Source organism: Shewanella sp. ANA-3 (assembly GCF_000203935.1).
In the GTDB taxonomy this organism is placed as follows: Bacteria; Pseudomonadota; Gammaproteobacteria; order Enterobacterales; family Shewanellaceae; genus Shewanella.
In genome coordinates, this window is sequence record NC_008577.1 from 2,869,643 (window position 1) to 2,891,067 (window position 21,425).

The 21,425-nt window shown below is 47.6% G+C and carries 20 protein-coding genes; 8 read left to right on the top strand and 12 right to left on the bottom strand.

The window, feature by feature from the left end:
* Positions 1–124: 124 nt before the first annotated feature.
* Complete coding sequence (tsaB, locus tag SHEWANA3_RS12595) at positions 125–835, bottom strand: tRNA (adenosine(37)-N6)-threonylcarbamoyltransferase complex dimerization subunit type 1 TsaB (protein WP_011717320.1); 711 nt, start codon at positions 833–835, stop codon at positions 125–127.
* Between the two features lie 376 nt (positions 836–1,211).
* On the opposite strand from tsaB, the gene hemB reads away from it, so the two are divergent.
* Entirely contained in the window at positions 1,212–2,210 is a 999-nt protein-coding gene (gene hemB, locus SHEWANA3_RS12600) for a porphobilinogen synthase (protein ID WP_011717321.1), read from the top strand.
* A 95-nt stretch (positions 2,211–2,305) separates the two neighbouring features.
* Here hemB and SHEWANA3_RS12605 read toward each other — a convergent pair whose 3' ends face one another.
* Positions 2,306–3,211 carry a bifunctional methionine sulfoxide reductase B/A protein gene (locus SHEWANA3_RS12605; protein ID WP_011717322.1) on the bottom strand — a complete coding sequence of 302 codons (906 nt, stop codon included), beginning with the start codon at positions 3,209–3,211 and terminating at the stop codon, positions 2,306–2,308.
* Positions 3,212–3,588: 377 nt separating this feature from the next.
* Here SHEWANA3_RS12605 and SHEWANA3_RS12610 point away from each other — a divergent pair, with 377 nt between their 5' ends.
* Positions 3,589–4,428: a 2OG-Fe(II) oxygenase family protein gene (locus SHEWANA3_RS12610; protein ID WP_011717323.1), complete on the top strand. Its 840-nt coding sequence runs from the start codon at positions 3,589–3,591 to the stop codon at positions 4,426–4,428.
* Between the two features lie 136 nt (positions 4,429–4,564).
* Positions 4,565–5,506 (top strand): ribosome biogenesis GTPase YlqF, encoded by a 942-nt coding sequence (ylqF, locus tag SHEWANA3_RS12615; RefSeq protein ID WP_011717324.1) that lies wholly within the window; start codon positions 4,565–4,567, stop codon positions 5,504–5,506.
* Positions 5,507–5,805: 299 nt separating this feature from the next.
* Here ylqF and SHEWANA3_RS12620 read toward each other — a convergent pair whose 3' ends face one another.
* From SHEWANA3_RS12620 to SHEWANA3_RS12645, 6 genes are all read right to left on the bottom strand, one after another.
* Complete coding sequence (locus SHEWANA3_RS12620) at positions 5,806–6,246, bottom strand: hypothetical protein (protein ID WP_011717325.1); 441 nt, start codon at positions 6,244–6,246, stop codon at positions 5,806–5,808.
* A 286-nt stretch (positions 6,247–6,532) separates the two neighbouring features.
* Positions 6,533–7,090: a hypothetical protein gene (locus SHEWANA3_RS12625; RefSeq protein WP_011717326.1), complete on the bottom strand. Its 558-nt coding sequence runs from the start codon at positions 7,088–7,090 to the stop codon at positions 6,533–6,535.
* An 84-nt stretch (positions 7,091–7,174) separates the two neighbouring features.
* Positions 7,175–7,780: a hypothetical protein gene (locus SHEWANA3_RS12630; RefSeq protein WP_011717327.1), complete on the bottom strand. Its 606-nt coding sequence runs from the start codon at positions 7,778–7,780 to the stop codon at positions 7,175–7,177.
* Positions 7,781–8,389: 609 nt separating this feature from the next.
* Positions 8,390–8,854, bottom strand: coding sequence for a low molecular weight protein-tyrosine-phosphatase (locus SHEWANA3_RS12635; protein ID WP_041413060.1), 465 nt, complete (start codon positions 8,852–8,854; stop codon positions 8,390–8,392).
* 71 nt (positions 8,855–8,925) lie between these two features.
* The gene (locus SHEWANA3_RS12640; RefSeq protein ID WP_011717329.1) at positions 8,926–9,948 is read right to left on the bottom strand and encodes a hypothetical protein; all 1,023 of its coding nucleotides are present in this window, start codon (positions 9,946–9,948) and stop codon (positions 8,926–8,928) included.
* Positions 9,949–10,049: 101 nt separating this feature from the next.
* Positions 10,050–10,964, bottom strand: a complete 915-nt coding sequence (locus tag SHEWANA3_RS12645; protein ID WP_011717330.1) for a DNA ligase — start codon at positions 10,962–10,964, stop codon at positions 10,050–10,052.
* A gap of 252 nt (positions 10,965–11,216) precedes the next feature.
* On the opposite strand from SHEWANA3_RS12645, the gene SHEWANA3_RS12650 reads away from it, so the two are divergent.
* Positions 11,217–11,588 (top strand): diacylglycerol kinase, encoded by a 372-nt coding sequence (locus SHEWANA3_RS12650; RefSeq protein ID WP_011717331.1) that lies wholly within the window; start codon positions 11,217–11,219, stop codon positions 11,586–11,588.
* A gap of 151 nt (positions 11,589–11,739) precedes the next feature.
* On the opposite strand, the gene hdfR is transcribed toward SHEWANA3_RS12650, so the two are convergent.
* Positions 11,740–12,597 (bottom strand): HTH-type transcriptional regulator HdfR, encoded by an 858-nt coding sequence (hdfR, locus tag SHEWANA3_RS12655; RefSeq protein WP_011717332.1) that lies wholly within the window; start codon positions 12,595–12,597, stop codon positions 11,740–11,742.
* 108 nt (positions 12,598–12,705) lie between these two features.
* Here hdfR and SHEWANA3_RS12660 point away from each other — a divergent pair, with 108 nt between their 5' ends.
* The 3 genes from SHEWANA3_RS12660 (at position 12,706) to SHEWANA3_RS12670 (ending at position 15,358) form a co-directional block, all read left to right on the top strand.
* Positions 12,706–13,158: a DUF413 domain-containing protein gene (locus tag SHEWANA3_RS12660; RefSeq protein WP_011717333.1), complete on the top strand. Its 453-nt coding sequence runs from the start codon at positions 12,706–12,708 to the stop codon at positions 13,156–13,158.
* Between the two features lie 20 nt (positions 13,159–13,178).
* On the top strand, positions 13,179–14,195 hold the full coding sequence (locus SHEWANA3_RS12665) for a RimK family alpha-L-glutamate ligase (RefSeq protein ID WP_011717334.1): 1,017 nt from the start codon (positions 13,179–13,181) through the stop codon (positions 14,193–14,195).
* 299 nt (positions 14,196–14,494) lie between these two features.
* A complete protein-coding gene (locus SHEWANA3_RS12670; RefSeq protein WP_041413063.1) occupies positions 14,495–15,358 on the top strand; it encodes a DUF481 domain-containing protein in 864 nt (287 codons plus the stop codon).
* A 60-nt stretch (positions 15,359–15,418) separates the two neighbouring features.
* Here SHEWANA3_RS12670 and SHEWANA3_RS12675 read toward each other — a convergent pair whose 3' ends face one another.
* Entirely contained in the window at positions 15,419–17,044 is a 1,626-nt protein-coding gene (locus SHEWANA3_RS12675; RefSeq protein ID WP_011717336.1) for a M28 family metallopeptidase, read from the bottom strand.
* A gap of 160 nt (positions 17,045–17,204) precedes the next feature.
* Between SHEWANA3_RS12675 and SHEWANA3_RS12680 the strand changes: the two genes are divergently transcribed.
* Complete coding sequence (locus SHEWANA3_RS12680) at positions 17,205–18,230, top strand: GGDEF domain-containing protein (RefSeq protein ID WP_011717337.1); 1,026 nt, start codon at positions 17,205–17,207, stop codon at positions 18,228–18,230.
* Between the two features lie 234 nt (positions 18,231–18,464).
* Here the strand turns inward: SHEWANA3_RS12680 and SHEWANA3_RS12685 are convergent, their stop codons facing one another.
* Together SHEWANA3_RS12685 and SHEWANA3_RS12690 are read right to left on the bottom strand one after the other, a co-directional pair.
* Complete coding sequence (locus SHEWANA3_RS12685; protein WP_041413065.1) at positions 18,465–19,148, bottom strand: class GN sortase; 684 nt, start codon at positions 19,146–19,148, stop codon at positions 18,465–18,467.
* A 9-nt stretch (positions 19,149–19,157) separates the two neighbouring features.
* A complete protein-coding gene (locus SHEWANA3_RS12690) occupies positions 19,158–21,413 on the bottom strand; it encodes a marine proteobacterial sortase target protein (protein ID WP_011717339.1) in 2,256 nt (751 codons plus the stop codon).
* Positions 21,414–21,425: the final 12 nt, after the last annotated feature.

The following is a 21,425-nucleotide window of genomic DNA, read 5'->3' on the forward strand; positions in this document are numbered from 1 at the left end:
TCCTATAAGCCTAGTTAACCTTGCTAGGCGGGAGTGACGGATGCCTAACTAAGAATTGATGTCTGCATCGAGAACCCATGCAGACAATCTAGATTCTAACGTATCATAGGTGAGAATGAACAGTTTATTCACGTCCCGGTAACTTTTTCCATGTCACAGTATCACGTAGGTACACTGGCTCGAGTTCATCGACACTGGTGGTTAATCCCGCTTTGATACCCGCTTCGGCCAGCGCTAACATGGCTCGAGCATCGGGATACTTCACCGCCGCTAAGGAGGTAATGCCGCTGCCTAACGCTAATAACTCGGGATAGGCGTCAAACCCAGTACCACAGCCCACAATGGCTTTATTAAGATCGAATGCCAGTTCAACCTGCTCTGGCGCGCTCACCACCTCTTTACCGACTAAAGTCGCAATGCCATCAACGGCAACAAATTGACCCCAGTACACTTCTCCCATGCGCGCATCGATACAACAGAGCACTTGTTCGGCAGCGTGCTCAGCAATCGCCATTTGTGCCATGGCCGCTAAGGTTGAAATGCCGATCACGGGTAGGTCTAACCCTAGGGCCAAACCTTGGGTCATGCTGGTACAAATACGGATCCCCGTAAAACTACCAGGCCCACGGCCGTAGGCAATGGCATCCAGTTTACCTAAGCCGATATTGGCTTGTTTTAATACGGCTTCCACCATAGGCAATAAACGCTGACTATGCTCCCGAGGCGCATCGGCTAACTCAGCAAAAACCTGTCCTTGATAATACAGGGCAGCCGAACAAGCTTCGGTACAAGTGTCGAGGGCGAGAATACAAACAGAGTCTTGGGGTGTTGTCATATAAAAACCGCGCTGTGGGTATAGTTGGACTGAAAAAGTGACTTATCGAAGTCCTGCACTATACCAAGTGTAAATTGGCGCAAATGATAACATCAAATAATCGAAAGCAAAGGCTTAAAAACAGCGGTTAATGGCTCGATTAGCTTAGCGTCGAGTTTGTGATCGCCATCACTAACTCAACAACCTCTTCAGCCTTTGGCCAAATATTGGGAAACTTTTACCCTATTTTAGGTCTGAGCAAACAGTGCTGAAGCTTTTGTTTCACTTAATCAAGCTCACCAAAGCAACAACAAGTACAACCTAAGCATCGTTTTTACAATCTCCCTTTGACGCTAAGCTTCGCGTGATGCTTTCACACTGTTAATAAGGAAATTCAATGAGCAGTACCAGAGAAAATACCCTTAAACCCCTTCGCCGTTTAAGACGCCTACGCCGCACTGAAGCCATGCGTGACCTAGTGCGTGAAACCCAGATTTCCCTAAGCGACTTAGTCCACCCACTCTTTATTGAAGAGCACATCACCCAAGCCGTGCCCATTTCAACCTTGCCGGGGATCAGCCGTCTGCCCGAGAGTGCGCTTGCCGATGAAATTCAAAGGCTTTACGTATTAGGGATCCGCTATGTGATGCCCTTTGGCATTTCCCACACCAAAGATGCACAGGGCAGCGACACTTGGGATGACAATGGCTTACTCGCACGGATGATCCGCACCATCAAAACCGCTGCGCCAGAGATGATGGTGATCCCCGATATTTGTTTTTGTGAATATACCGACCACGGACACTGCGGCGTATTGCACCATGACGAAGTCTGTAACGATCAAACCGTGGCTAACTTAGTTAAACAATCCATCACCGCAGCCAAAGCGGGAGCCGATATGCTGGCGCCATCGGCGATGATGGACGGCCAGATTAACGCCATTCGTCAAGGGCTGGACGAGGCAGGCTTTGAGCACATCGCCATTTTGGCCCATGCAGCCAAGTTCGCCTCTTCCTTCTACGGGCCTTTTAGGGCCGCGGTGGATTGCGAACTTAGCGGAAACCGTAAGGGCTACCAGCTCGATTACGCTAATGGTCGCCAAGCCTTGCTCGAAGCGCTGCTCGATGAAGAGGAAGGCGCGGATATTCTGATGGTTAAACCCGGCACGCCCTATTTGGATGTGTTAAGTCGCCTAAGACAGGAAACCCACCTTCCCTTAGCGGCTTATCAAGTCGGCGGCGAATATGCCGGCATTAAGTTTGCCGCACTGGCGGGCGCCCTCGATGAACGCGCCGTCGTCACCGAGACCTTTATCGGGTTAAAACGTGCTGGCGCCGATTTAATTGTCAGTTATTACGCAAAACAGTATGCCGAATGGTTAGCGCAATCCCGCTAATACACTGAGTCTTCAGCCTATCAGGCAAGCAATTAACGAAAACGCCACCCTAATTGGTGGCGTTTTTTATCCGTCATTTTGCTCGCACATTAAGCCTATGCTTGTAGCTCAGCAAAGAGGGCTCTGATCTTTTCAACCTTTGGCCGCACCACAATTTGGCAATAGGGCTGCTCGCCATGCAAGGCGAAATAGTCATTATGGTAATCCTCAGCGGGATAAAATGACTCAAAGGCCACCACTTGGGTCACTATCGGCGCATCAAATACCTTTGCCTCGGTTAATTTGGCAATCATGGTGTTGGTCTCTTCAATCTGCGCCGCATCGTGGGTAAAGACGACGGAGCGATACTGCGGCCCTTTATCGTTGCCTTGACGGTTGAGCGTAGTGGGGTCGTGACTCTCAAATAACACCTGCAGCAGCGTTGTAAAGCTGATTTGCGCGGGGTCAAACTCGATGTGCACCACTTCAGCATGCCCAGTTAATCCCGAACACACCGACTTATAATCGGCATCGCTCGCCTCGCCGCCCGAGTAACCAGATCTGACATTCAGCACGCCCTTAAGGCTCTTAAAAATCGCTTCAACACACCAAAAACAGCCCGCCCCAAAGGTCGCAAAGGCCGTTTTATGCGTCGATGTTGTCACCTCATCGGCCGCTTGAAACACCATAGAGACAGAATTAACGCAGTGACGAATATTCTTCGGCGTTAAATATTCCCCTTCAAACACATGGCCAAGATGACCGCCACACTGACTACAGACGATTTCGGTACGACGACCATCGGCGTCGACATGACGACTCACCGCCCCCGGAATTTCATCATCGAAGGCAGGCCAACCACAGTGAGCATTAAACTTATCTTCTGAGCGATACAAAGGCGCATGGCATTTTTTGCACAAATACACGCCTTTGGCGTCATGTTTATAGTACTCACCGCTAAAGGGACGTTCAGTGCCCTTTTCTTCTATGACATAGCGTTCAAAATCAGTCAGTTTGTTCATAAAAGTCTCCTTTAGCTCCTAAGGTATTCGCCTGCATAAGACCGTTTATTCCTCAGGTTTATTGCGCCTCGGCCTGAATTGGCTTTTTGGCATAGTAGCCGCTTTAGTCGATAAAATCCTGTTGATTGAGCCATTGCTTAAATAACTGGAGGAAAATTCAGCAGTAATCTCAGTCCATCGTCTTGAGTGTTTGCACCAAGCAGAGTGCAAAGCTACACTTGCTGCGGGTCAATTCTCTACCCAAATGCTTTCTATTTTGGCCGCTTTGCACTAGGGCTTAGCGCACCATACCGATAATGAGATAAGTGGCAATGACTCCTTACCTTTATCCTTAGAAAGTGTTTGGTTAACAACCATATATAACAAGTAGAAACAATATGAAATTAGAAACCATTGATTATCGCGCAGCCGATAGCGCCAAACGCTTTGTCGAATCCCTACGTGAAACGGGCTTTGGTGTGCTCTCTAACCACCCTATCGATAAAGAGCTGGTCGAAAGCATTTACGCTGAGTGGCAAGCCTTTTTCAATTCTGACGCTAAGAACGAGTTTATGTTCAATCGTGAAACCCACGATGGCTTCTTCCCCGCGTCGATTTCTGAAACCGCAAAAGGCCACACGGTTAAAGACATCAAAGAGTATTACCACGTGTACACTTGGGGTCGTATTCCAGATTCTTTGCGTGCCAATATTCTGGCCTACTATGAAAAAGCCAATGCGCTGGCCTCTGAACTGTTAGAGTGGATTGAAACCTACTCGCCAGACGAGGTTAAAGCCAAATTCTCTATCCCGCTGCCAGAAATGATTGCCGACAGCCACAAAACCCTGCTGCGCATTCTGCATTACCCACCGATGACGGGCGATGAAGAAATGGGCGCAATCCGCGCTGCCGCCCACGAAGATATTAACCTTATCACTGTACTGCCTGCGGCCAACGAACCAGGGCTGCAAGTCAAAGCCAAAGACGGCTCTTGGTTAGATGTGCCAAGTGATTTTGGCAATATTATCATCAACATTGGTGATATGTTGCAGGAAGCCTCAGGCGGTTACTTCCCATCCACCTCACACCGCGTGATTAACCCAGAAGGCACGGATAAGACTAAGTCGCGTATTTCTCTGCCCTTATTCTTACACCCGAATCCTTCGGTCGTGCTGTCTGAGCGTTATACCGCCGACAGCTACTTAATGGAAAGATTGCGCGAACTGGGCGTACTTTAACTCAGCCCCAAGCAATAGATGCTCAAATTCGCATCAAGATTAAGCAATTAAAGCGCCTTCGGGCGCTTTTTTTATGACATTCGTCGCCTTCAAGGTAGAATAAGCGTCTTTAGGTCATTTAGAACAAGGCGCTATCATGGCAATTCAATGGTATCCGGGGCACATGCACAAGGCACGCAAAGAGATCGAAGAGGCTATGCCTCAGGTCGATCTGGTGATTGAGGTGCTGGACGCCCGTATTCCCTACAGTAGTGAAAACCCCATGGTGTCAAAGCTTCGCGGCGACAAACCTTGTATTAAGCTACTGAATAAATCCGACTTAGCCGATCCTGAGATCACCGCCCAATGGATTGAATACCTTGAACGTGAACAAGGGGTAAAAGCGACTGCGATAACTACACTGCAACCGGGTATGCTGAAAATGCTGCCGGATCTTTGCCGTAAGTTAGTGCCGAGTCGCGATAAGACCGAAAAGGACATTCGCACTATGATCATGGGGATCCCAAACGTGGGTAAGTCCACCATTATCAACACCTTAGCCGGTCGAGTTATCGCCAAAACCGGAAACGAACCCGCCGTCACCAAAAGCCAGCAACGTATTAACCTACGCAACGGCATTGTGCTCTCGGACACGCCAGGGATTTTATGGCCTAAAGTCGATAACGAAGCCAGTAGCTATCGTCTCGCCGTCACGGGTGCCATTAAAGATACCGCCATGGAGTACGAAGATGTGGCACTGTTTGCCGCAGGTTATTTCTTAAAGGCGTACCCGAAGGAAATTTGCGAGCGTTATAACATCAGCGAATTACCTAAGGATGATATGGCGTTACTCGAAGAAATCGGCCGTAAACGCGGTGCCCTGCGTCCCGGTGGTCGCATCGATTTACATAAAGCTTCGGAAGTCGTGTTACACGACTATCGCTCTGGTCGAATTGGCCTATTATCCCTAGAAACTCCAGCAATGGCCGAAATCGAGAAAGCCGAAGTGGAACGTATTCTGGCTGAAAAAGCCGCCGAGAAAGCCGCTAAGCTAGAAGCGGAAAAACTGAAACGCTCAGGTAAACGACATAACGTTTAAGCGCTGTGTTTAATCACTTTACCCCGTCAATAGCGGGCTAAAGTGGCTCATTAAAGTGATGATTTAGATTAAAAGTCATTATTTATATTAAGAATTATCGCACAGCAGAATGTATTCACAGCCCTCAGTTTGATGTATCAGCCAGCGCCATCTCAGCGCTGGCTTTTTATTTGCTCCCACGTATTCATGTTTCGCTGAGCAATCCCACTCAATCTACAGCAAAAATTAACTGCGACGTGGGCATTCATCGATTCGCGACAATATAAGCCTTAAGCGATTTATGCTTAGGGGCGATTCCATCAGTACAAACCAGAAGCACTATTGGCTTCGAACACTGGGGCTTGGCCTGCGGCTATCATGTTGTAACTCAACATAAAGGGCACTCCTCCCTCCGAGGCCATAATATTGTCCATCCAGCCAATAGGATTATTAAATAAGGAGTTATCGTGATTTAATACTCCAATGGCACCGTTGGCTTCATCAAAGTCCCAAACGACTGAGCCCCAGTGCCAGTTGAGCCCTTTTACATATTGCCAGCCAAGCAAGGCCCCGAGTGCGTAAATCACATCATCATCCATCACTCGTTGATTTGCCCGATAGTCACGCGTCAGTTCTGTAATCGCCGCCACTATCTCCGGCGGCGATGTGTGCTCCGACAAACTGAGCAATACGAGCCCTTTTTCGGCTAAGCCTTCGAGTTCTTTCTGAATTTCCTCAGATATAACGTTAATTTCGGCCATAATACCTCCCTTAAAATGAGCCAAGCTTCTAAAGCAAGATACGGATAAATCCCATTGGCGCCAATACCACATTGGGATGAAAACACTAAAGCAGATCACCCATTGTAGATAAATCCATCAGCATGAAATGGGACAAAAGCAACATAGACCCTTTGCTCTAACTCTTCAGTTTCGGATTAAAATTTCTAAGGAGATAACGCCCGGCTCACCGAGCAAATTTTTGATGGCGGCTTTTTTGCTTTTGCAAAAAAGGTGACAGCGGAAATTTGTCCGGTGCAGCCGTTTGTTATGTTCTTGTTGGTTCAAAATATAGGCCTTTCAGCTTTTCACGCTTAACTAACGATACGAAGCTCTCGCTTGCAATCAATAAAGGATGCTTAGCATTACCGGAGCCAAAGGCAACATCTGTGCGCGATAAATCAAAGCGCGGCAGTTCTTTTAAAAACGCGGGCGTGGCACCAACATATGATTCGTAATTGGCACAAACCGAACAAAATTTCTCAGCTCTAGATTTACGCTTTTTGGTATCAAAGGAAACTACGTTAGATACAAACATGACAAAATATTCTGGTTCTTTACTGATTGCCACGAAATTTATGCCGGTTATGCCTTCTCTATTTAAAGTCTCTTTGAATTTCAGAGAGGCTATATAATAGCCATCATAAGTAGCCGATAAATCGTATGTTTTTCTTTTGATCTTAAAATCCTGATTTACGAACTCAAAGTTAGTCCTGTAATGACATCCTGGACAGACTTTTACGCCAATCACATCATCAAAAACTCTATCCGTGCTGGAGCACATGAAAGAGTCGTTATCATTAACGCTGACCGAAAAACTCTGCACAAACTCTCCATTTAGGGAACATAACGCCGCCAGCAGGGGCAGACAAAGCGCGCAGCGGTTTGGCTGTCCCTCTGGCTGGCTTTGTTACGTGCAGATCTTGCACAGATGTTTAATTGTCTTTTCATGTTCCTTACCGACTAAGCCAACATCTTGATGAAATCGAAATCCAGATTTTTTAACTTTAGCAGCTTCGAGAGCCTTTTTTGCCTCTGAGCCATCGCTACCGATTAATGCTTTAGATGCGTGCCACTTATAATGATCAAGAGGAAACGTGAGTCTATCAACATGCTCATTAAGCACATCAAGAGCATTGGCGTACTCGTTTTCAATTTTTCGAGTTGCTACCAAATATGGATAATCAAGGTACACCCCGGTTTGGTGGTTTGGAAATTCTCTTTCCCTCTCAAGCACTTCTTTGAAAGCAGAAATACATCCATCCAAATCGTTTAGCGCTTTAAATGCGGTTGCTTTTGCCAATAAAGCACGAACATCATCAAATTTATCCTTTCTTGATTCGAAGTATTCATTAACCAAACGAAGCGATACTTCTGGATCATTATCAGCCAAAGTGAGAGCTTGGATTACTAAATATTGATCTCGCTGCGTTCTTGCTCGCTTCAACTTCGAATAGAAATGTTCTTCGATAGAAGCATTCCAATTTTTATTCCTGTACCAATCATCGGATGACACAATAAATCCTTAGCACGTAACATTTTATTAGTGCGCATGCGCGTTTACCTCGTTGGACCAGTGAAAACGCGCACAGTTAACTATCTGTATGCAAAGAACTTATCAGCATTCTGTTAAATATACCATCTGGAAAAACGCGCATGCGCGTTTTTCAAACCTATTAACTAAAATTCAGTTACTATATTTAACTGATTTTATAGAGTTTTATTTATTTCTGATGGAATTGGTGCGTACTGATTTTGTCTAAAAATCAGACCAAAACACCTAAATTTAAATACGACTGTATACCCATACATTGTTAGCCGATTTCTGGTAAGGCCAAACATAGGCAAATAGATAAGAATATGTATGGCAGCAGGAGTGGGAATTTTCGTTTGAGCTAACGAGCTGAAATACGGAATGGGGCAAAAGCTTTTAGCCGATGAACAGTTCAATGGTCGTAAAGATTGTCATTGTTGCAACTGTGACCGTTGGCGGCATGGATGCCGCCGTCGAGCCCTCAGGGAGGAGTTTATGGCGTGTCACAGGGGAAACAATGACAATTCATCCTGCACACCTGACGACAAACTTATATAGATTTGGGGCAATTACGCTTTATTCAAGTTGCACTTAATCGTTATTCTTCCCATCCGTTTTTCCGGCTAACTGGTCTAATAAAGCGTCCATACTCTGTTCGAGTAGATCGAGGACTAATTCGAATCCTTGCGTGCCACCGTAATAGGGATCGGGAACCTCATCCGTGTCGCAATCACTATAGGACAGCATCAACTTTAATTTGTATTGATATTCGGGTGGACAACGGCGGCGCAAATCCGCGAGATTGCTATTATCTGCCGCTAAAATAAGATCGAAATGCTCAAAATCGGCATCAATCACTTGTCTTGCTCGCATGCCGTCGAAACTCAAGCCGCGTTTTTTACCTGCAGCCATAGAGCGACTGTCGGGATGATCCCCTTGGTGGTAATCAATAGTGCCCGCCGAATCGACTTCGATATTAAGACGGCGCTCGCGAATTTTAGCGCGGCAAACGGCCTCGGCGGTGGGCGAGCGACAAATATTACCCATGCAGACCATTAAAATACGTCGTACTGACTGTGCTTTTGCTAACACTCTATCTTCTAACAACTTAACATCCTCTCGTGTTGCTACTTAGGTGTTGATGCCATCTGACCAAAGGCGGGAGAAATACATTTTTTGACTTCAAAATGGTAACCATACTGCTCATGGGCAGACTCGGTAATTTCCAATATTTCATAGTCATTTAGCTCAATCACGACTGATTCGGCCAATTTATCACAACGACTGCGACCGTCGGCTTCAAATTTATAGGCAAATAGGGCAATTAAATCGCGGATCCCTTTGTAATAGCTATGACCAAAGGCCTTAAGTGTCTCGGTGGTGTCAGTTTGGTTAGGTTGCTGCGTGAGTTCAGTTCCCGCTTGTTCAATACTATCCTCGGCTTTGAGAATGGTTTCGCCTTCATTAACCACTCTTTTATCTATCGAATCATGTTTTAACGCTTGGGTTTTCTTGGCTAAATCCCCTACCCAGTTTTCACCATCGGTAATCGCAACCAAGTTTAATAACAACACCACAGACAGAATCATACGCACCAGCGCGGTTGTCACCACAAATCGTTTTTTACTGCCTTGCTGCTTGGCTTCGAGTCCTAAAATCCGCAATCCGATATGGAAAAACAAATAACAAGGGATCACCAATTGCAACAGGAGTAAGGCAAGGATGGAGATACACACAAACCAAATCGGCAGATACAGCAAAATGGCAAAGTTATGGGTGTAGGACAAATGTGAGGCCGATACACCGGTGATTTCGTTCACCACACTGCCGCTCGCAGCTAAAGCAAAGTTAGCAATAACGGCATAAAACAGCAGGAAAATGGCTTTCCCCGCCAGCGTATGCCAAGCCATGGCAAATTTGGGCCAAAACTCAATAATCAAGGCAATAGCGGTGATGATGGCGGCGATCCAAATTTCGGGTTGGAATACCATTAACGCCATTAACGCGAACAGGTAACAACGCTGGGCAACATTTAAGCTCTGCCAAAATTGCTTAAGCGTCACGAATGGATGTTTAAGCCATTTAGGCGCAGTCAAGACTTGCCGCACACGCTGCTTCCAAAGGATTAATCCATGTTGACTGTCGACCAAAACTCACTCCTTGATATGATTGCCCATTAATAATCAATACGATACCCGGCAAAACTGTTGTTAAGCATTCGATCTTTATCAAAAACCAACAATTTCGCAACCTATTCTTTATTCTCTGGCGGCATGTCACTTCTTATCCGCAAGAAGCTCGCAAAGCGCGGTAAGCCATTGACGGTTAATCCAAGATATTTGTAAGTGATAAGCGTACCAATCGCGGGCGGATGCTGACGCTCGGCCAAGCTAAAACCCGTGCCAATACTAAAAACACGGCCATCAGCTGTTTGCACTCTCAATGCGCCCAGTTGCCCGGCAAACTGTCCTTTACCCGCTATATGGCCAATCACTTTGGCCTCAGCATCTAAATAGGGCTTTAACTTCATCACGTTAGGATTACGACCCGGCGTATATAACGCCGTGCGTCGATGCAGGATTAAGCCTTCACCACCCTGAGCCACTAAGGTGTCTAATTTCTGATACAGCGCCTCGACACTTTCTACGCTCACTTGTTCAATCACTTGCAGGTAAACCGATTTACCTGCAATCAAGGTTTGCATCTGCTGATACCGCGCTGCAAAACTCCCTTGCGCCTTGGGTAAATCAAACACCATAAAACGCACATTCTGCCACTCGCTCTCATTCGCGGACGCTTGGCGAATCAGCCCTGATATGGCCTCAAACCGCCCTCGCCCGAGCCATAATTCACCGTCCATCGGGGTGGGCGGAAAATCCGCAGTAAACCAACTAGGCGCTAAGATGGGATTGCCCTGACGAGTCATTAAGCGTTTGCCATCCCAATAACCGCGCACACCATCGAGTTTTTCGCTGACAAGAAAATCACTGATGTGGGCACTCTTCTCCTTTGAAAACTCTGTCGCTAATTGAATATTCGGTGCTTCGGGATTGGCGTCACTCACAGCCATGAATAAGCCGCAAATTCCGCAGTAAAGACCGAAGAAAACAGCGACACGCAGCACAAATGCAAATGTTAAAAATTGTAAGCGAGTTGTAAGAGTCATTCCTTTGCCTCTTCATTAAAGCGGTATTGAGCTTCAAGCTTAGTCTTAAGATTTATTCGCCGCGAATACGACCACTGTCAGGTAACACCCTAGCAGGACTGCGAATTTGTCGGTTTAGCTATTTATACGCTTAAGTTATCGGGCTATACTGCGGCCTCTTTTTTAAGCTCGTTCAAATGTTAACACGCGAGTCGTAGGCGGTTTGAACGGGTAAATGCTTCGCGAACAATCGCCCAAGTCGATGGAATTATTATGAAACCAGCAAACAACCACGGTATTAAACGCATCTTTAGAGCGACGGGATTTTCGATGAAGGGCTTAAAAGCCGCTTGGATCCACGAAGCCGCTTTTAGACAGGAATTGATGCTGGCCGTAGTCATGCTGCCCGTCGCACTGTTGGTCGATATCAGCACCATGGAACGGCTGATGTTGATCTTAACCTTATTTATCGTGTTGATTGTTGAGCTATTGAACTCGGCAATTGAAGCCGTGGTTGACCGTGTTGGCAGTGAAATCCATCACCTCAGTGGTCAAGCAAAAGATATCGCCTCTGCCGCGGTATTTATGAGTCTAGCGCTCTGCGGTATCACCTGGCTTGTGGTGCTGCTACCGCTATTTATTTAATACGCTATTGATTAAATGCTTTGATTTAGCAATCTTTAACGAGCGCATTTACCTAACAAAGCGAAGTGTTACTTCTTAACTGATTGTTCTGCTGTAAAAAACGCCTTTGAGATATCTCCCAAAGGCGTTTTTTATATGCAGTTGTTACAGATTAGCGTATTTCAGCTGACGTATCGGCTAAAAAGCCAATCGCCTGTTTGATTTGCTCTAAGCGGTCATTCTCGGCCCAGTAGGCAACATACACGCTGCGTGAAATGGGGCTCGCTCCCGCAACTAAATGCAACTCCCCGCGGTTCAGCAGTGGCTGAACCAAATGTTCGGGTAAAAACGCGCAGCCACCGTTATTCAAGATAAAATCCAAGGCGATACGGGCCGAGCTAGTGTGTAAGGTCGGCACGGGTAAAGCAGCATATTCCTGGGCATGCAGGATATTAAAAGCCGTGCCCCAATCCACTTTGACATATTGCCCTGCCTGCACCGCATTCACCGCCACATCCATGGTTTTGGACACCAGCAATAAATTAATTTGGCCTAATTGCACCAGTTCGAATTGGTCCAGTTTGGGTGGGTCGAAGGAAATCGCCAAATCGAGGGTGCGGTCCATCAATTGCCGTGTCATCACAGTTAATGGCAACACTTCGGTCCGCAGGGCAACACCGGGTAATCCCACATGCAAATGCTGTAAATGCCCCTGCAGGTAGGCGTCCCAAATATTGGGGCCTGCGCCAATGGCGAGTTGAGTCGATTGTAACTGACTGAGGGAAACATCTTGCTTGGCGCGCTCCCATGCGGTTAATACCGCTTCAGCATGTCCAAGCATACGTTCGCCCGCCGGGGTGGGCTGAATATTGTTGCGTTGGCGCTCAAATAAGGCGACACCAAGAATGCTTTCGAGCTGTTTTACCCGAAAGCTTACCGCGCTGCGGGTAAGGTAAAGATTTTCCGCGGCCTTGCCAAAATGACGGGTACGGGAGACTTCCAAAAAGGTCTTAAGTAAATCGGTATCCATAAAAATTCTTGACCAACATTGGCAAATTTTTTTGATTTATAAATCAATAATACTAGCCAATACTCCAGTTGCAAATCTTTGTATATCAAAAACTAGAAGGTAACAGCCATGTCTGAACAGTCTTTTTCAAACGCTAACAAGGGTTCTGAGACGGTGAACGGCTCAGCTGCCAGCTTTGTATCCCATAAACGTTTTTATGACGATGCCAATTTCCCGAAAGGTTTTAAGCGCAGTGGCGACTTCACCAGTAAAGAAGCCGAACTGCTTGAAATACATGGCCATGCCATGAAAAATCTCGACGAAGGCAAGACACTCCCCGTCACCGCCGATGAAGCGCAATTTGTCGAAGTCATCAAAGGAAACATCGCTCCCAGTAGCTTGTTAGAGCAGATCTGGTTAAAGTACCGCAAACTCGCCCTAGGTAAACCCTTTTATGCCGTGGTTGGCACAGTACATTTGCCCCCCACTAAGCCTGAGGCCGAGCCCGAAGCGGCATTCGATGTGGATGTCGAAATTGACGATGATGTTCAGGATGAAGCTGAACCCGAGGATAAAGAATGAAAATGAAGGTTTGCGATTAAATGCGTGGGTGGATTTTATATAAAGAAACCGCGACTCAGCTAAAACCTGAATTGTATGAAATTGAACGTCTATTGGCAGCAGCCAAGGCCGACAATATTGAGTTAGAAGTGTATGCTCCGGATGAGTTCGATCTCACCGTGACGAGAGAAGACAACAAGAGTATTTTGTTAAACGGCCAGCCCGTTGAATTACCCGATTTTATCATCCCGAGAATGGGCTCCGGCACCACTTACTTTGCGTTGGCGATCATTCGCCATTTAGAACGCTTAGGGGTTTACTGCTTAAATCCATCTAAAGCCATTGAAATCGTTAAAGATAAGCTCTTTTCCCAGCAATTACTGGCCGAGAAGAATTTACCCACGCCCAAAACCATGTTGGTGAAGTTCCCCGTCGATATCGAACTGGTTGAACGTCACTTAGGTTTTCCCGTGGTGATTAAAACCCTCTCGGGCTCTCAGGGTAGCGGCGTATTTTTGTCCCATAAGGCCCGCGAATTTGATGATTTAATGCAATTAATCGAAGCGACCAATAAAAACGCCAACATTATTTTGCAGGAGTTTATCGCCAACAGCCACGGCCGCGATCTCAGGGTATTTACTATTGGTGGACGCGTAGCCGGCTGCTATGAACGCCGTGGGCAAGAAGACAGCTTTAAAGCAAATGTCAGCGCGGGAGGTTCGGCGCGCCCCTTCGAGATCACACCTGAAATCGAATGGCTAGCGACACAAACCGCCAATATTCTTGATTTAGATGTTGCAGGTATCGATTTGTTATTCGATAACGGCCACTACAAAATCTGTGAAGCCAACTCATCCCCCGGTTTCGAAGGCTTAGAATCCTGCTTAAACGTGGATATTGCTGCGCAAATCCTGCACTTTATCCGCATCCGTTTAGGCATGTTTAACAAGGACGAGAAAAGTAGCGAGTCAACGCCTGCTCAAATGGCAGCGCCAGAGGTGAGTTCCGCGACGAATACCAGCGCCTCGACACCTACCGCTAACACGCATAGCAAGTGATGCTGCATCCTTAAGCTCTTATCTGCGGCCCAGTCTTTACTGGGCCGCATTTTTTGGCCTGACTATACATTTTCGTCACAAATCACTGGGATGCAAATTTCCGTGATCCGCCCCACAAGCTCATCATACCAAGCTTATTAGCAGTACTACTTTTGTTTTAAATCACAAAACACGGCAATTTATAAAACATTTTATTCACATTTTGAAATTTGCTGTTACACTCCAAATGTCCATGGCTTATGGCACAAAAGTCTGATGTTATCGCTGGATATAATAAGAAGAATACTGGAGTAACGTTGATTTCTACTCGTCTAACACCCCTATTGATCGCTCTACTCGGCAGCAGTCCTGTGCTGGCGGGGGAATTGAGCCTTGAGTTAGGGGGATTTTATTCACAGTCTGATACCAATATGGAGGTGACGAACCCGACCACGGGTAATAACTTCACCTTAGACTATGAATCCGATCTGCAACTGGCCGAGAATGAGTTTTTACCCTTTGTTGAAGTCAATTATCACTTTAACGAGCGGCATAATATTTACCTCGACTGGAAACAACTTCACCGCAGCGCCGAAACGCAAGCCTTATCCAAACCCTTTCAAATCGAAATAAACGACACCATTTACGACATTAAGGCTGGGGGCAAGCTCAACTCCACCTTAAATATTGATATTCTGCGGCTCGGTTACGGTTACGATGCCATCCAAGGCAGCGACTACGATGTGGGCATTTCCCTTGGTTTGCACACTATGTTTATCAAGACCGGCTTTGAAGGCGTTATCGGTGTCTGCCATGCCTCTGAGCTGCTGAACAATGTTTGTGGTAGCCAAGCCATCCCCCGCATCGTCGATGAAAATGTCACTGCACCTTTGCCTGATTTTGGCGTCTATGCCAACTATGAATTTATCCCCGGCTGGAAGCTGACGACCCATGCCCAGTATTTCTACATCAAACTCAATGATGTAAAAGGCGAACTGGTAGATGTTAAACTCGGCATCGATGCCAATATCACCGATAACTGGCGCATGAGCGTGGCCTACAACTACTACAAGGTCGATGTGGATATCGCCCAAAAATCACCGAATAAAGATACTCAAATCGCCGACTACAACATTTACTACAGTTTTATCGGCCCGATGCTTTCGGTCAGCTATACCTTCTAATAGATTGATAAGCATAAAAAAGGACGCCTAGGCGTCCTTTTTTGCTTTTGTTTAATATGATTACTTTTTCCGACCGTCTTGCTCACGCTTGGTCTTAAAGTCTGATGCCTCTAACCAATGTGGCCAATCGGTGCCATTGGCTAAGGTGGTTAGCATGCTCGCCATCAGCTCTAAATCCTGCTTCACCCCTTCGAGGGTCCAGTTAGGATCATAATCATCGGCGCCCTTGTGGTATTTGTGGGCAATATAGTCAGGATCCGTATCCCCAAGGCTCATAAATAACAAGCCGGGCACGCCTTGTTGGGCCAGCGCGAAGTGGTCCGATCTAAACATCAAACCATTTTGTGGTCTTGGATCGCCCTTCACCACCCGTCCCTGCGCCTTAGCGGCCTTGTTCAAATAGTTTTCTAATTCAGACACACCCTCACCGTAGCGCAGAATATAATCCACACCTTGGTTCATATTCATGCCGTCGATATTCAAAAACGACACGATATTTTTGGTCGGCACACTCGGATGCTGGGCAAAGTGCTGGGCGCCGATCAAGCCAGTTTCCTCGGCAGTAAAGGCACTAAACAGAATCGAACGCTCAAGCGGCGCACTTTGCGCTTGTTTAGCAAAGTAACGCGCCAGTGCTAACACTCCCGCCACACCACTGGCGTTATCCACGGCGCCATTAATGATCTCTGGCTTACCATCTTCAATGACTGTACCCAGATGATCCCAATGAGCATGCATCATCACCACTTCATCGGGGCGACTCTTGCCGGGCAACAATGCCGCCACATTGTGGGATTCGGCGCGCTCAATCGTATTATTTAAACTCACATTCGCCTTTAACTTTAAGGGAATGGCCTTAAAGTTTGGCTTGGCGGCTTGTTGCTTTAAGGTATCGAAGTCCATGCCGGCCTTAGCAAAAATCTTATTGGCGACATCATGTTGCACCCAGCCCATCACGCCCACCTGCCCTTGATTATTATTGGCATCGATCAAGGTGAATTTAGTGCCAGTATTGGAGTTTTGCACCACGCCCCAGCCATAGGCGGCAGGTGCCGTCTCATGGACGATAAATACAGCTTCGGCGCCTTGACGCGCGGCCTCTTCGTATTTGTAAGTCCAGCGACCATAGTAGGTCATGGCATTGCCTTTAAAGACCTTGGGATCTTGAGTCGCAAAACCTGGGTCATTGACGAGCACAATCACGGTTTTGCCTTTGACATCGAGGCCCTGATAGTCATTCCAACCATATTCAGGCGCATTGATGCCATAACCGACAAACACCACATCGCTATTACTGAGGTTGACTTTATCGCTAATTCTCTGGGTTCTGGCGGTAAATTCGCTGCCATTGGCAAACTTGAGTCCGCCGATATCCAGTTGCATGTTTTGATCGGCGGTGATTTTCGCTAGCGGTACCGCCTGCAAATAGCTGTCGCCAAACCCAGGCTTAAGCCCCATCTCTTTAAAGGCCTTCTCAAGGTAATCAATCGTCAGTTGCTCGCCTTCAGATAAGGGCGCGCGACCGCCGAAGGCATCACTGGCTAAGGTTTTAACGTCGGTGCGATACTGGCCGAGATCCAGGCTATCACTGAAGGAAGATGCGGCCATAGCAGGCAGTGACAGTAAGGAACCTAGGGCACCGGCAAGGATGAAATTTTTCAAGACTTTCTCCCAAGTTATTATCATTATTTAATTTTAGCGATAAACTCTATCATATCCCCCAACGCTTTTGGCAGGTAATTCAGCCTGCATTTGGGCATTAGTTGTAACGGGATTTAACGAGCAAAACTGTTTACCCAAATGTGGTATACCAAGTTTATCGAGTTATTTTTATTGGGATGTATCCATGTCACGAGATTTATTACAAACCGCAGCCTTAAATCTTAAAAAAGCGGTTCCCTTAATGCTCAAGCATCAAATTCCCACCACGCCAATCAATTATGCCCTGTGGTATACCTACGTGGGCGAACAAAACCCAGCGTTAAACGCACAGCTTGATACGGTTATCGCCCACTACAACACTTGCCCGCCAGTCAGTAGCGAGTTGTTGTTTCGCCAGTATGTCGCCGATCCGGTTGAGTTGGATGTTCGCGATATGCGGCTCAACCTTGAGGCCATGGCCACTGAGCTGTCGCAATCGATTCGGGATACCAATCTCGATGCAACTGAGTTCCAGACCTGTATTAACACCAACTTTGCCAAACTCAATGGCATTGAAGAAGGCGCGCTTAGCGTCGAGCAAGTGCTGGATTTAGTGCGTAATTTGGTGAAAGAGTCCGAGAATATTCGCTCGAGCACTGAGTATTTCACTTCCCAGTTACAAAAAGCACAGACTGAGATTGATGCGTTAAAACAAAAGCTTGAAAAATCAGAGAAAGATGTACTTTACGATGCACTCACGGGCTGTTTAAACCGCCGCGCCTTCGACGCCGACCTCGCCGGCATGTTGGCACAGGCCCCCGAGGGCACCTGTCTTATCTTGGTCGATATCGATCACTTTAAAGCCTTTAACGACAACTATGGCCACCAGCTGGGCGATCAAGTATTAAAAGCTGTATCAAAGCGTTTGCAGGAAGCCTGTCGGGATGGTTGTAAGTTGTACCGCTTCGGCGGCGAGGAGTTTGCGATTATCGTGCCGAAAAGCCAACTGCGTATTGCGCGGCAACTGGCCGAGGCCATGCGCCGTGGGCTCGAGAAACTCAGCCTCAAGGATAGGCGCAAAGATCAACGTATCGACAATATCACCGCCTCCTTCGGTGTCGCCCAGTGGCAGGAAAAACAAGTGGCTATTCACCTCATCGAAAGAGCGGATATGCTACTTTATGAAGCCAAACGCTTAGGTCGAAATCGGGTGATGCCGATGAGCAACTAGCTCGAACAAAAAGGCAGAACTCTGGTTCTGCCTTTTTGTTCATCACGCCAGTTTTCACGCCATGCCCATCAGGCCATGGTTATCACGCTTTGATTGTCGTGAGCTTTATCAACAGCGGCTTAGCGCCCTCTTTTTATCTCACCGACTTATTTACATGCTTATCTTCACGTTAGAATTTACACAAAGCTGTTAACTCAACGTTTTTAAATAAGTTTTAGGATAAAAGCGTTACCGCTAGGCCACCTTTTGAACCATCGCCTGTGTGGCCATCGTTTCAGCGGATTGTACCGCAGCAGGCTCGGGTTCGATCGGAAAAGCCTGCACCACAAAACGCAGTTCCGCCCCACCTTGCAACGCATCGAAGGGATAGCAAGTGATCAAGGTTAAACGATTATCCTCACTTGGCGCCATCAACTCAGTTTGCGATTCGTGCACCACTTCGGTCGCGACTACTTGGTAAACAATTTCTTTGCCCGTCGCGGTTTGCAGCGCCAAGCGGCGTCCAACACTGATGCCATTTAACATCGCAAAATGCGTATCCCTGTGCCCTGCAATCACAGTATTACCTTGCGCGCCAGCGGGGGCACTCGATAACACTAAGGCTGGCCCGAAGGCCAAATTACGACCTGATGCGCCCGCCAGCACATATAAGCTGTCGTTGGATGCCGGACCATCGAAGTGATTCGGTCTTTTGGCCTGCTCGATGGAGAGCTTAGCCACGGGATAGGTATCGGCCCAGGACCAAGGCTTATGGGATTGACCATCGATTAAGGTTTTAGCCCAGGCTTGTTCAATCAAATATTGGGCAAAGTGTGCTTTCGCTTGCATATAGAATCCTTTTCCAAACAACGTGATGCCGAGTAATACCAATCCCACCAGCAATCCTATTTGTATCTGTTGAGTCATGCGCCTACTCATGGACATGACTCAGCCGTTCAGCGCGAATGACAGCGCGCGTTGCTGCCGCTGCTGGCGACGAATCGACAGTGCCAACATCAAGGCAAGCAGTAACACGCTGCCCCCTAAGAGCATGTCGAAACGGCTCGAGGTCGATGTTTGTGGCAAAACGCCCATTGGCTGCCAACCCAAGGGTAAATGCTGGCGCACCACCGCATCGCGGCTCATGGCATTGCTGGCGATAGGGGTTAAATCCACCGCGACCAAGCTGGTATAAGGGCTGACTAAGTGATAGTTGAGCGACAGCGCCGTGACCTGTTGTTTGACCTTGTCATCGTTAGCGCCGTTTTTACTCAGCTCTAAGGCCGCAATCTGTTTGCGCGCCCAGAGTAAATCGAGTCCCGCTGAGGATTGCGCTACATCAGTTGCGACATTGGCTTGCAAAGATAACGACTGTTGCCAGTTTTTATGGCCCTGACGACCGGAGATCACCAGTTCCTGAGGCTCACGAGGATGGCGCTTTAGGCTGATCAATACCGGCTCACCACGGTAAAGATCGGGTATAGGTGCGGGCCAGTAATCAGGCACAGAACCATCGTCAAAACGCACCTGCAAATCGGTCAGTACCGGATACTGGATTTTGGCTAGCAACTGGCTGATCTTTTGCTCCACTTCATCCACATCACCAATGTAAGTAAAAGTACCGCGCCCAAGTTCAGCCGCACGCTGCATAAAATGCGAGTTTGGCGCCGAGCCAATGCCGACGGTAAAAAGACGGTTGTCGCCGATTTGATTGCGGATTAACTCAAATAACGCCGACTCATTGCCGACTGAGCCATCAGTCATAAAGATCACTTGTCTTAGCGACTTATCCTCAGCCGACGCTGCGTTAAACGCCTGTCTTGGCAGCGCGGCATTTAAAGCCTGCGCCATTTCGGTGCCGCCATCGGCCTGCAAACGATTCACAAACTGACGTGCCATAGCAAGATTACTCGCGGTTGCGGGCAATGGTGTTGGCGATAGTAAAGACACATCAGAGTTAAATTCGATAATGTTAAAACTGTCCTGTGGCCTTAAACCGCGCAGCGCATAACGCAGGGCATTTTTCGCCTGAATGATAGAGTCTCCCGCCATCGACCCCGAAGTATCAATCACTAAAATAAGCTCTCGGGGCAAGTTCAGTTGTTCACTGGCCTCGACTTTGGGCGGCAGGACCATCACTAAGCTGTAGTTATCTGTATTGCTACTTTTACCAGTTGGACCTGTATCCGCACTCGCATTATCGTCCTGCGACACATGGGTTTTGCCCGCTTGGTTGAATACCCAACCCACGGGACTGGTGCCCTGCTTAAGACGCCATTGCAGCACAAAGTCACGATTGGCAGGCACGCGATTAGCCAAGGCCACCGTCAGTTGGCCCTGTTTTTCATCAATCGTAATGGGATGATACGGACTCACCACGGCGGATTTGTCCACGCCTTCACCGAGTTTGACCTTAATATCGGCCTTGAGTACGGGATCCGCCTCGCTATTGGCATCACGGATCGGGGCAATAATCCGGTCGGCATCGAAGACTTGGCTGCTGGTCACGCGCTCACCATTGTTTCCGCCTAGCGTTAAGCCAGGGATATAGCGCGGCGCCACCACCAGCGGAAAACGTAGGCTAAAGAGACCATCTTCATAATGAATGGTTTCTTGATAGCTGATTTCGACCACCAACTCCTCATCGGGAGCGAGGTTAGCGACTTCGGTCGTGAACATATTGGGCCGTTCTTGGCTGACTAGACTGGCACGCTTCCCTTCGGATTTGGCCTGCTCAAAAATCTGTTTTGCTTGCTGTTTTGGGTGAATTTGGCCTTCGATGATCCGCTCACCAATGTGCAAACGCAGTGAGTCCACAGCCGCCTCATTGGGTAAAGGGAACAGATAACGGCCATTGAGGACAAATCCCGTTTGATTACTGAAAACCTGCTTTACGCTCACCCTATTGGTCAGCCCCGAGACCTGCATCGACACTTGCGTGTCCACGGGTAAGGACGGCATTAAACGGCCGCTGGCGGTTTGATACACCAGCATCCCTTGGGTGACATCGTCGAAACTAAACGCTGGCAATATGCTCGCAGTGTGTTCATCGAAGGTCGCGGCAATATTTTGTGGCGCCGATAAGGTGCCCACACTGTTCGGTGAGGCTAACACCGCAAATGGTAGCCCCCAACAAATGGAGGCGCCGATCACTAGCATCGCCAGTGTTTGACAAACTTCTTTTACCCTTTTCCCTGTGATCATCACAAAGGCTCC

Coding starts and splice junctions, on each gene's coding strand:
- SHEWANA3_RS12620 (WP_011717325.1), bottom strand. CDS start 6,246: ATGGCCGAAATTAACGTTATATCTGAGGAAATTCAGAAAGAACTCGAA.
- SHEWANA3_RS12650 (WP_011717331.1), top strand. CDS start 11,217: ATGAAACCAGCAAACAACCACGGTATTAAACGCATCTTTAGAGCGACG.
- SHEWANA3_RS12690 (WP_011717339.1), bottom strand. CDS start 21,413: ATGATCACAGGGAAAAGGGTAAAAGAAGTTTGTCAAACACTGGCGATG.
- SHEWANA3_RS12675 (WP_011717336.1), bottom strand. CDS start 17,044: ATGATAATAACTTGGGAGAAAGTCTTGAAAAATTTCATCCTTGCCGGT.
- SHEWANA3_RS12665 (WP_011717334.1), top strand. CDS start 13,179: ATGCGTGGGTGGATTTTATATAAAGAAACCGCGACTCAGCTAAAACCT.
- SHEWANA3_RS12660 (WP_011717333.1), top strand. CDS start 12,706: ATGTCTGAACAGTCTTTTTCAAACGCTAACAAGGGTTCTGAGACGGTG.
- tsaB (WP_011717320.1), bottom strand. CDS start 835: ATGACAACACCCCAAGACTCTGTTTGTATTCTCGCCCTCGACACTTGT.
- SHEWANA3_RS12635 (WP_041413060.1), bottom strand. CDS start 8,854: ATGGTCTGCATGGGTAATATTTGTCGCTCGCCCACCGCCGAGGCCGTT.
- SHEWANA3_RS12610 (WP_011717323.1), top strand. CDS start 3,589: ATGAAATTAGAAACCATTGATTATCGCGCAGCCGATAGCGCCAAACGC.
- SHEWANA3_RS12685 (WP_041413065.1), bottom strand. CDS start 19,148: ATGAGTAGGCGCATGACTCAACAGATACAAATAGGATTGCTGGTGGGA.
- SHEWANA3_RS12645 (WP_011717330.1), bottom strand. CDS start 10,964: ATGACTCTTACAACTCGCTTACAATTTTTAACATTTGCATTTGTGCTG.
- hdfR (WP_011717332.1), bottom strand. CDS start 12,597: ATGGATACCGATTTACTTAAGACCTTTTTGGAAGTCTCCCGTACCCGT.
- SHEWANA3_RS12680 (WP_011717337.1), top strand. CDS start 17,205: ATGTCACGAGATTTATTACAAACCGCAGCCTTAAATCTTAAAAAAGCG.
- SHEWANA3_RS12605 (WP_011717322.1), bottom strand. CDS start 3,211: ATGAACAAACTGACTGATTTTGAACGCTATGTCATAGAAGAAAAGGGC.
- ylqF (WP_011717324.1), top strand. CDS start 4,565: ATGGCAATTCAATGGTATCCGGGGCACATGCACAAGGCACGCAAAGAG.
- hemB (WP_011717321.1), top strand. CDS start 1,212: ATGAGCAGTACCAGAGAAAATACCCTTAAACCCCTTCGCCGTTTAAGA.